The 9,924-nt window shown below is 45.3% G+C and carries 7 protein-coding genes; 4 read left to right on the top strand and 3 right to left on the bottom strand.

The window, feature by feature from the left end:
• Both AAC033_RS16905 and AAC033_RS16900 read right to left on the bottom strand, forming a co-directional pair.
• Nucleotides 1-770: FecR domain-containing protein (locus AAC033_RS16905; protein WP_339740284.1), on the bottom strand; the 770-nt coding region annotated here is incomplete at its 3' end.
• 256 nt (nucleotides 771-1,026) lie between these two features.
• The gene (locus AAC033_RS16900; protein ID WP_339740282.1) at nucleotides 1,027-1,620 is read right to left on the bottom strand and encodes an RNA polymerase sigma-70 factor; all 594 of its coding nucleotides are present in this window, start codon (nucleotides 1,618-1,620) and stop codon (nucleotides 1,027-1,029) included.
• A gap of 372 nt (nucleotides 1,621-1,992) precedes the next feature.
• On the opposite strand from AAC033_RS16900, the gene AAC033_RS16895 reads away from it, so the two are divergent.
• The gene (locus tag AAC033_RS16895) at nucleotides 1,993-3,354 is read left to right on the top strand and encodes an NAD-dependent succinate-semialdehyde dehydrogenase (protein ID WP_339740280.1); all 1,362 of its coding nucleotides are present in this window, start codon (nucleotides 1,993-1,995) and stop codon (nucleotides 3,352-3,354) included.
• A 41-nt stretch (nucleotides 3,355-3,395) separates the two neighbouring features.
• Here AAC033_RS16895 and mgrA read toward each other — a convergent pair whose 3' ends face one another.
• Nucleotides 3,396-4,385 carry an L-glyceraldehyde 3-phosphate reductase gene (gene mgrA, locus AAC033_RS16890; RefSeq protein WP_339740278.1) on the bottom strand — a complete coding sequence of 330 codons (990 nt, stop codon included), beginning with the start codon at nucleotides 4,383-4,385 and terminating at the stop codon, nucleotides 3,396-3,398.
• Nucleotides 4,386-4,731: 346 nt separating this feature from the next.
• Here mgrA and AAC033_RS16885 point away from each other — a divergent pair, with 346 nt between their 5' ends.
• The 3 genes from AAC033_RS16885 to AAC033_RS16875 form a co-directional block, all read left to right on the top strand.
• Nucleotides 4,732-5,346, top strand: coding sequence for a sigma-70 family RNA polymerase sigma factor (locus AAC033_RS16885; RefSeq protein ID WP_339740276.1), 615 nt, complete (start codon nucleotides 4,732-4,734; stop codon nucleotides 5,344-5,346).
• A gap of 158 nt (nucleotides 5,347-5,504) precedes the next feature.
• The gene (locus AAC033_RS16880; protein ID WP_339740274.1) at nucleotides 5,505-6,515 is read left to right on the top strand and encodes a FecR domain-containing protein; all 1,011 of its coding nucleotides are present in this window, start codon (nucleotides 5,505-5,507) and stop codon (nucleotides 6,513-6,515) included.
• 159 nt (nucleotides 6,516-6,674) lie between these two features.
• Nucleotides 6,675-9,924, top strand: a 3,250-nt coding sequence (locus tag AAC033_RS16875) for a TonB-dependent receptor (RefSeq protein WP_339740272.1), incomplete at its 3' end; no start/stop codon positions are given.

Below are 9,924 nucleotides of genomic sequence, written 5' to 3'. Positions count from 1 at the left end.
AAAACCAGCTTACCTTCTTTCCAGGCCGAATGAAGACTGGCATCAACAGGAACAATTCTCCCTGTTTTTTGCTCAGCATCAAAGACAAACCGCTCGTCGGGCGATAATGATTCTGAGAATGTACTGCCTTTACCATCCAATTTCACCGAGCCTTCTTCCAGCACCACTTCCGTAAAATCATCTTCAGAATAGGCGGAAACGTTGAATTTTGTGCCCAATACCGTGATCTCCAGTGCAGGAGTTTGCACCACAAATTTATTTTTACTGGATGGTTTGACATCAAAAAAGGCTTCGCCTGTAACTTTCACTTGCCGGTTGGTAAAGTTCACCGGGTAGTGGATGGTTGATCCGCTGTTCAGCCAACCTGAGCTTCCGTCGGGAAGCTGAAATTGTATGCGGGCGCCAATGGGGGAGTGGATCTCGGCCCAGGCAGTGTCGGGCGCCTGTTGGTTATTTAGAAAAAGGTAAGCGGTGAGCAAAAGAATTGGAAACAGCAGTACCGCCGCCACTTGCCGGTAAAAATGCCAAAGGGATTTGGTTTGTTTTTTTTCGTTGAGATAGATTTGTCGCTGGACTTTTTGCAGAATAAAATCGAGGTTTTTGCCAGGAATTTGTTCTTCGAATTCCTGCCAGTTTTTCTGGATCAGTGCATCCAGCGCTTCCGTCGAATCCTGCTTTTCAAACCAGCTTTTCAACTGCTGATAATCATCAGGTGAGTAGGAACCGTCGAGGTACCGGGATAATATTTTGCTGTCGATTTCTTTTTTCACGATGATGGTATTGTTTTATACTCAGCAGGCAACTTCAAGTCACCTGCGGAGTTGGCTTCCTTGTTTGCATATTATATCCTTGGGAAGAACATATCCCCCACGCTGGATAAAAAAAAAGATTTTGTGAATATTCCTGGTCTTCTCTTAATGTCATTGAAATCATTGAATTGTTTTGAAACGATCAATGGCAACAGAGTGATCATCACTGTTTTTCTGGTATTATGAGTGGAACCTGGTGGATATTCGCGTAGTTTTTTTAGTGGCGGACAAAAAGGTGATAGAATAGAAAACCTCCGAAGTTGTCTTTTTGAAGCTCGGCTCGCAGAAAGTTTAAGGCTCTTGTCAGCTGGTTTTCAACTGTTTTCGGGGTAACTCCCAACTCCTTGGCAATTTGCTTGACCGGTTTGTCGTGTTGTTTCCGTTCGATGAATATCTGCTTTCGCTTTTCAGGAAGTTGGTTGATCAGCAGATCCAGCTTATTCAAGAGGTCTTGGTAAGTGATTGAAGCTTCCAGCTGATCACTGTTAAAGAACTGGCTGGCCAGTTCGTGCTTGTATTGGTCAGCCCTCGCTTTCCGGTTGAAATGCCGTTTAATGAAGTTTAATGTGATGGTAAACAGGTACGATTGAAACGAAGTCTCCGTTTTGATGGCTTTCCTTTTTTCCCACAGTTTCAGAAAAACATCCTGCACAATCTCTTCGGCATCAGCCTCCGATTTTAAGTAGGAGAGAGAGAACTGGTATAGCTTGTTGCTGTATTTCGAAAAAATCTCTTCAAAAGCAATGGGGTCACCCTTTCTTAGTTTTTGAATTAATAAATCATCGCTGATATGAATAGGAATCTTTTTCAAGGAAAAAACACATTTCGTTACATCATCAAATTTAGAGATTCTTTCAAACAATCAAAGCCGGCTTTAATTATAACGGCCGGATTACGACAATTCGCGTTTTGCTTTTTCATGCCGTTTCGGAAAGTAGATTGAGAAAAACCCAACCTTTTTACGTGCAATTTTCGTAAAGGAGGTTGATCTGGAAGGTGTAGCTATTGAGATGGTCGGTTTGGAGCAAGCAGCAGAATTGAAAGGCTCTTTTTTTATTTGTAGCTTTGAAAAAACACAAATTTTTAATGGAATGGCAAGGTCGCCTGAAGGAAGATGGCTGGTCCTTTTTTTTCGATCATTTCTTTATGTATTCGCGACTTTGCGTTAAAATAAAAGAAACACATGAAATCAATCAATCCATTTACCAATAAAGTCGTTGAAACCTATTCTGAACATTCAGATGCTGATGCCAAGCGTATCATTAAAGAAGTGGATCTGGCTTATAAGTCGTGGAAGCAAAGCACTTTTGAGGAACGCGCCAGCCACTTGCTGCAACTGGAAAAGCAACTGCTCGAACAGCAGGAATTCCTGGCCGATTTGATTGTTACAGAAATGGGCAAGGTAAAAAAAGAATCGCTGGGCGAAATTAAAAAATGCGCCTGGGTGTGTCGATATTATGCCGAAAATGGTGCCCGCTTTTTGGAGCGCGAATCCATTGCATCCGATGCTTCTGAATCCTTTGTCAGTTTTCAACCACTGGGTACTGTGTTGGCGGTGATGCCCTGGAATTTTCCCTTTTGGCAGGTGTTCCGATTTTTGGCGCCGGCATTGATGGCGGGCAATACAGCAGTTTTAAAACATGCCAGCAATGTTCCGGGCTGTTCGTTGGCCATTGAAAAACTGGTGCAGGACGCCGGATTCCCGAAAGATGTTTTCCGAAGTTTATTGATTGGAGGAAAATCGGTGAAACAAGTGATTGAGAATCCGAAAGTCAAGGCGGTTACCTTAACCGGAAGCACGCCAGCGGGAAAGTCGGTTGCTGCTGCTGCCGGTTCTGTGTTGAAAAAGTCGGTGCTGGAGTTGGGTGGGAGCGACCCCTACCTGATTTTGGAAGACGCCGATATTGAAGAAGCTGCCCACCTGTGTGCCACCAGTAGGCTTCTCAATGCCGGACAAAGTTGTATTGGAGCCAAACGGTTTATTGTGGTTGAGCAGGTTTATGAACAATTTCGCGATGCCTTTGTGAAGAAGATGAAAGACGCGCAGTACGGCGATCCCTACGATGAGAAATCAGCTATTGGCCCATTGGCCCGCATCGATTTGCGCAATGAGCTTCACGGACAGGTGAGTGCCTCAGTGGCCAAGGGCGCCAAAATTCTTTGCGGTGGCTACATTCCCGAGCACGAAGCCGCTTTCTATCCACCCACCGTTTTGGAAAATATTGAACCAGGAATGCCAGCTTATGACGAAGAGTTGTTTGGCCCGGTGGCTTCACTGTTCAAAGTAAAAACGGAAGAGGAAGGAATCCGGATTGCCAACGATACGGTTTTTGGATTGGGAGCAGGGGTGTTTACAGGCGATTTGGATCGAGGAAAGCAGTTGGCTGAGAAAGGATTGGATGCCGGCTGCGTTTTTGTTAACGATTTTGTGAAATCCGACCCCCGGCTGCCCTTTGGAGGAATCAAGGAAAGTGGCTTCGGGCGTGAGCTCTCTGTTTTTGGCATCCGCGAGTTTGTGAATATTAAAACGGTGGCTGTGAAATAGCCACCGTTCAGATTTTATGCTAATACTTGGGGTCAATTTCTTCATCCTTTCAGAATCCCGTCAATCCGGTTCAATTCATCCTGCGAGAAGTTCGGATAATCCAGCATGTTCATGTTGTCGTCCAATTGTTGCACCGAGCTGGCGCCTATGAGCACCGAAGTAATCCGCAGGTCCTTCATAATCCAGGCCAGGGCCATTTGCGCCAGTGTTTGTCCGCGTTGCACGGCAATTTCGTTGAGCCGCCTCACTTTTTCAATGGCGGGCCCTACCTGTTCCGCTTTTAAAAATCCCCATGATTTGGCTGCCCGCGATCCCTCCGGAATGCCATCCAGGTACTTGTCGGTGAGCAGGCCTTGGGCCAGTGGAGAGAACGGAATACAGCCAATCCCCTCTTCATCCAGCACATCCAGCAATTCATCTTCGACCCAACGCTCAAACATGGAGTATTTGGGTTGGTGTATCAGGCAAGGCGTTCCCAGGTCGCGCAGGATTTGAGCTGCTTCGCGGGTGCGCTCGGCCGAGTAGTTCGAGATGCCGACGTACAAGGCTTTCCCCTGTCGTACCGCCTGATCGAGCGCCATCATCGTTTCTTCCAGCGGCGTTTCCAGGTCAGGACGGTGCGAATAAAAAATATCCACGTAATCCAGGCCCATGCGTTTTAGGCTTTGGTCGAGGCTTGACAGCAAATACTTGCGGCTGCCCCAATTCCCGTACGGGCCGGGCCACATGTCGTAGCCTGCTTTGGTCGAAATCACCAGCTCGTCGCGGTAAGGCCGGAAATCTTGCTTGAAAAGTTTGCCAAAGTTTTCTTCGGCCGAACCGTAGGGTGGCCCGTAGTTGTTGGCTAAATCGAAGTGGGTAATGCCTTTGTTGAAGGCGTGGCGCAGGATGGCGCGGCCGTTTTCAAATACATCAACACCTCCAAAGTTATGCCATAACCCCAGTGAAACCGCCGGAAGTTTCAGGCCCGATCGGCCACATCGATTGTAGGTCATAGTGTCGTAGCGCCTGTCGTTTGCTAAATAAGTCATGATTTATTCGTTTGAGTTTTTGCTTCATCGAAAATACGAAATAATCGGTCAATAAAGAATTGGCCGGGCGTTAGGTGTGGAAAGTTGGCTCAAGTGTTGTTGAGTTCTTCTGTATCGCGAGAAGGGGCGTATGTTACAGAGGAAGTCTGTTTGACAGATTTCCACATGGGTATTTTTCCATGTGCCTATGCTGTTATTTTTCACTTTTGTGCTTTTAGAATGGCACGATCCACCGATGATTGTTCTGCTACACAAGGCTTGTTTGGCTTGGTGGAAGTCGAGTTACATCTTTCAGCAAGGAGTTCAGATCTGATTTTTAGTGTTATCTTAGATATTCTCAAAAGCTTTGCATATTATTGTGGCGCTCAACCCGGACATGCAGAAAAATTTTGACTACGAAATATGGCAACGTTTCAAGAAAGGAGATGAAAAGGCTTTCTCCTATCTGTTTGATGTATATCATCTTCAGCTTTTTGAATATGGACGTCGCTTTACGATGGATGAAAACCTGGTTAAGGACAGCATCCAAGACCTTTTTTTTGAGCTGGCCAGGAAAAGAGAAAAGCTGTCGTCAACTGATAACATCTTATTTTATCTGCTAAAGGCGCTTCGATTACGAATTTTCGTCAACCTTAGAAAAAATAAAAGTGGTGGTTCAGGGATTAACGAAGACCTGTTGCAGGAGTTTTATTTGACTTATTCAACGGACGTTGATCTGGCTGAAAAGGAGTTAAAGCTCGACCGGTTAGCGGAATCGATCAACCAATTGCCCGCACGGCAAAAAGAGACCATCTACCTGAAATTTTATAAGAACCTTTCCAACAGAGAAATTGCAGAAATCATGCAGCTCAACTACCAATCGGTTGGAAATAATATTCAAAAGGCCATTCACAAACTAAAAATCTTACTGGAGTCTGATTCCGATTCCATTATTCTCTTCCTGCAAACCGTCATTCGGTAAGTTTTTTCTTGAATTAATGCCGGATTACTGATCTGGTACCTTCATCTGATTCGATGACAAACGAAGTCTTTTTATAAAACCTGTTTTACAGCATGTTTTTACCGAGGGTATATTTGGGGTATTCCTGCTTTTTAGGGTAAGGAGCAACACAAAACACGATGAAAAAGTCAGTAAACGATTGGTTATTCAGCAAAAAATTTCAGGACGATGTTTCACGGGAGACGCTTGAAAATTATAAGAATAAGAAGAAAGAGAATCCTGCATCGGCAGTGGCTGGACTAATTGCCTACGTGTTGAAGTTCAAGAAAAAGGAACTGCTGCCAGCAGCCACCCATTCGGATGATTTTTTGGTCATCAGGCAGCACTCAATCGAAACTTTTCGCAACACGTCTTCCGGTAAAATTTCCATTGCTCGTTATTTCAGGATCGCTGCAGTTGCTTCCGTCTTGTTGCTGTTTGGAGTGGCCGGCTATTTGGCGGGCGACAGACAGTTGTTTTCAACGCAATCGGAACAGGCTGAAATCATTGAATTCAAGACGCCCAAAGGGCAGCAGTCTGAGTTGACTTTGCCTGATGGTACTTTTGTCGCCCTAAACTACGATTCAAAACTTACATACCGGATTTCAGAGAGCAAAAGTCTCCGGGAAGTGGAGTTGGAAGGTCAGGCATTTTTCAAGGTACCCAAGGATCAGTCGCGGACTTTTCGGGTGATAACAACGGATATGAGTGTGAATGTTCTGGGAACTGAATTCGATGTACGGGCTTACCGCAACGATTTAAAAACGGAAACTACATTGCTTGAAGGAAGTGTGGAGATTCAAGGAATTTCAAACCAGCAAGAGCCGGTTCTGCTAAAACCCGGTGAGCAGTGGAGCTTTAATAAGACCACCGGGAAGCATGCCGTAGTTGCCGTGGATGTTCAGTTAGCCACTTTATGGCGGGCAGGGGAATATTATTTTGACAAAATAGCGTTGGGTGAACTTTCAAAAACGTTGGAACGCATGTACCAGGTGAACATTCATTTTCAGGATTCCAGTCTGGAGAATGAGGTCTATTCTGGAAGCGTGTACCAGGACGAGGACATCAGCGAGCTGTTTGAGCTAATCAATCTAACCGTTCCGGTCAAGATAAAGGTAGCTGGAGATGACATTTGGATTGCGAGAAAATAAATAAAAATACCCGGGAAATGTTTCCGCATTCCCCGGGCAAGTCAATTAACGAATAGTTAGCGCTATTCATTTATATTAATTAAGCTTAACAAATTTATGAAAAAAAAGGTGAAATGGGATGCCTTCCCCAGGAACGGCATTATTAAACTAGGACGAATTATGCGTTTAACTTTTTTTATTTTGCTTATCAGCTTGCTTAAAGTTTCTGCGAGTGCTTATTCGCAACAAACCAAACTGAGCATGGAGCTTGATAATGTGACGCTTGAAGATGTATTTAGAGAAATTGAGGATCAATCGAACTTTGTATTTTTTTACAATGCAGAGCAAGTCAAATTGGATCGTCGGGTGAGCATCAATGTGAATAACAAGAAGATTGATGAAATTCTGGACGAACTGTTCCGGAATGACGAAATCACGTACAAGGTGATTGACCGGAGAATTGTGCTTTTTCCGAAGTCAGCTGATGATCGCTCAGGATTGATTCAGCAATCGCAACCTGTTCGGGGAACTGTCACAAACGAAGGAGGAGATCCGATACCGGGAGCCACGGTTTTGATTAAAGGAACGATGACCGGAGCCGTAACTGATTTTGACGGAAATTATAATCTGTCAGAAGTTTCAGGCGATGCGACGCTGGTATTTTCTTTTGTCGGATTTAAAAGTCAGGAAATATCAGTGGCCGGAAGATCAGTGATCCATGTTGTTTTAATGGAAGAATCGATCGGTCTGGAAGAAGTTGTCGCTATTGGCTATGGTACCCAGCGCAAAAAAGACTTAACAGGCTCGGTATCATCCATTAGCACCGAAGATATGAAATCCTTGCCTATGCCGAGCATAGGCGATGCCATGCAGGGTAAAGCGGCCGGTGTGCAGATTATTTCGAACGGAACACCCGGTAGTGACCCTACTTTTCGTATTCGCGGGGTAGGAACCATCAACAATAACAACCCACTCATGGTCATCGATGGTGTTCCAACCGAAGGTGGACTAAACCAACTCAATATGGATGACGTTGAATCCATCCAGATTCTGAAGGACGCTTCGGCGACGGCAATCTACGGATCAAGAGGAGCCAATGGAGTCGTTATCATTACTACAAAAAGTGGCAAAAAAGGACAAGGTACAATCAATTTCAACGCTTATTACGCAATACAGGAAGCGACAAGCATGGTTGATATGCTGAATGCTTCGCAGTTTGCGGCACTGCATAACGAGATGATGGAAAACGCGGGAATGGTTAAAAATCCGGCCTTTGGCGATCCTGCATCACTGGGAGCAGGAACCGATTGGGCCGATGCGCTATTTAGTACAGCACCCATTCAGAATTATTCTTTGTCGTACTCCGGTGGAAGCGAGAAAACAACTTACTATGTTTCCGGCAATTATTTCGACCAGGAAGGCATTGTGCTCAATACCGGTTTTAAACGATACACGCTCAAGTTTAACTCTGACACACAGCTTTTTGACAACGTGAAATTTGGCAACATGCTTTCATTGAATCACGATGACAAGTACAGTGGCTCCTACAGCATTCTGGATGCCTTACGTGCTTTGCCAACGCAACCAATCTACAATCAGGACGGAACTTACTCCGGCCCCGAAGGAATTCCGGCCTGGTCGGGCGACATAGCCAACCCCATTGGCAAAGCCACAATCAATGAAAATACCACTTTGGGATACAATCTTCTGGGAAGCTTTTTTGGAGAAATTGAGTTGATGAAAGGATTAAAATTCAGATCGCAGGCGGGTTTGAAAGCTAACTTTTGGCAGAGCCGTAACTGGGCACCCAAATATGATTTTAAACCCAGCCCACAGGAACAATCCTACCTGGGCGAAGCATCGAATAAATCCATCACCTGGAACTGGGACAACACGCTGACCTACAATACAACCATCAACGAAAAGCACCGGCTGACCATTTTGGCAGGTACCAGTGCCCAGGAAAATAAGTTTGAGTACATCAGCGGATCAATCCAGGAATTTGCCAGCGACCTTACTCAGCAATTGGACAATGGACTGAGCCAGAAAAATATCAACGGAAACGGAAATTCATGGTCGTTGATGTCGTACATGGGTCGGGTGAATTATTCTTTTGCCGACAAATATTTGGTGACGGCAACTGTGCGTCGGGATGGTTCTTCCCGATTTGGAGCCAATAACAAATGGGGGATTTTTCCATCTGGTTCGCTGGCCTGGCGAATTTCGGAGGAAAATTTTATGCAGTCAGCCGGGTTTATCGATGACCTGAAACTGCGCGCCGGCTACGGGGTAACCGGTAACCAGGAAATTGGAAATTACTCGTTTGCCTCAGCCCTGAGCACGATCAAATACAATTTCAACAACAACCTGGTTAATGCCGTCGTGCCGATTGTGATGCCCAACCCAAATGTGCAGTGGGAGTCGCAAAAACAAGCCAACATTGGTTTTGACGCCACCCTATTCGATCAGCGAATCAACCTGACGGTTGATGTTTATCAGAAAAATACGGAAGACATGCTTGTGCCGATGGCTGTGCCAATTACCACTGGTTATTCCGATGTTGTTGTACCGTTTATCAATGCGGGAGAAGTCGTGAATAAGGGGATCGAATTTAGTGTCAGCTCAAGTAACCTAACAGGGAATTTTGCCTGGGATACGGACTTCAACATTTCATTCAACAAAAATGAAGTAAAAAGCCTGAACGATACCATTCCGATGGCACGCGGCAGTGTTGGATTTAACCAGCAAGTTGCGCGGATTGAAGCCGGTAAGGCGATGGATGCCTTTTACGGTTTTGTTACCGATGGTGTTTTTCAAAAGCAGGCAGAGGTTGATGAGCATGCCCTGCAAGTTCCCGGAGATGATATTTACTCCAGAACCTCGCCCGGCGACATTCGCTTTAAGGATTTGAACAGCGACGGAATCATTGATGATGATGACCGGACCTATATCGGGAATCCAAATCCGGACTTCATTTTTGCCTTGAATAATCGGTTTGCATATAAAGGTTTTGATTTGAACATCTTCCTTCAGGGAGTGTACGGAAATGATATCTATAACGCGAACCGGATTTGGAGTGAAGGGATGGCTGTCGCACAAAATCAGAGTATTGCAATGATTAACCGCTGGACCGGAGAAGGAACCAGTAATTCGGTGCCACGGGCTGTTTTTAACGACCCGAACAAGAATATCCGGCCTTCTGACCGGTTTCTGGAAGACGGAACTTACCTGCGGGTGAAGAATGTAACCCTGGGCTACACCTTCAAAAACATGCTGATAAAACGATTGCACATGAAATCAGCCCGGTTGTATGTTTCGGGAGCTAACCTCTTGACGTTTACCAAGTACAGTGGTTTTGATCCGGAGGTTTCCCCTAATGGGATTGACCTCAATACCTATCCGTTGACCCGAACCGTCAGTATTGGTGCGA

Source organism: uncultured Sunxiuqinia sp. (genome assembly GCF_963974515.1).
Taxonomy (GTDB): domain Bacteria; phylum Bacteroidota; class Bacteroidia; order Bacteroidales; family Prolixibacteraceae; genus Sunxiuqinia.
This window is presented reverse-complemented; position numbering and strand designations above follow the sequence as displayed.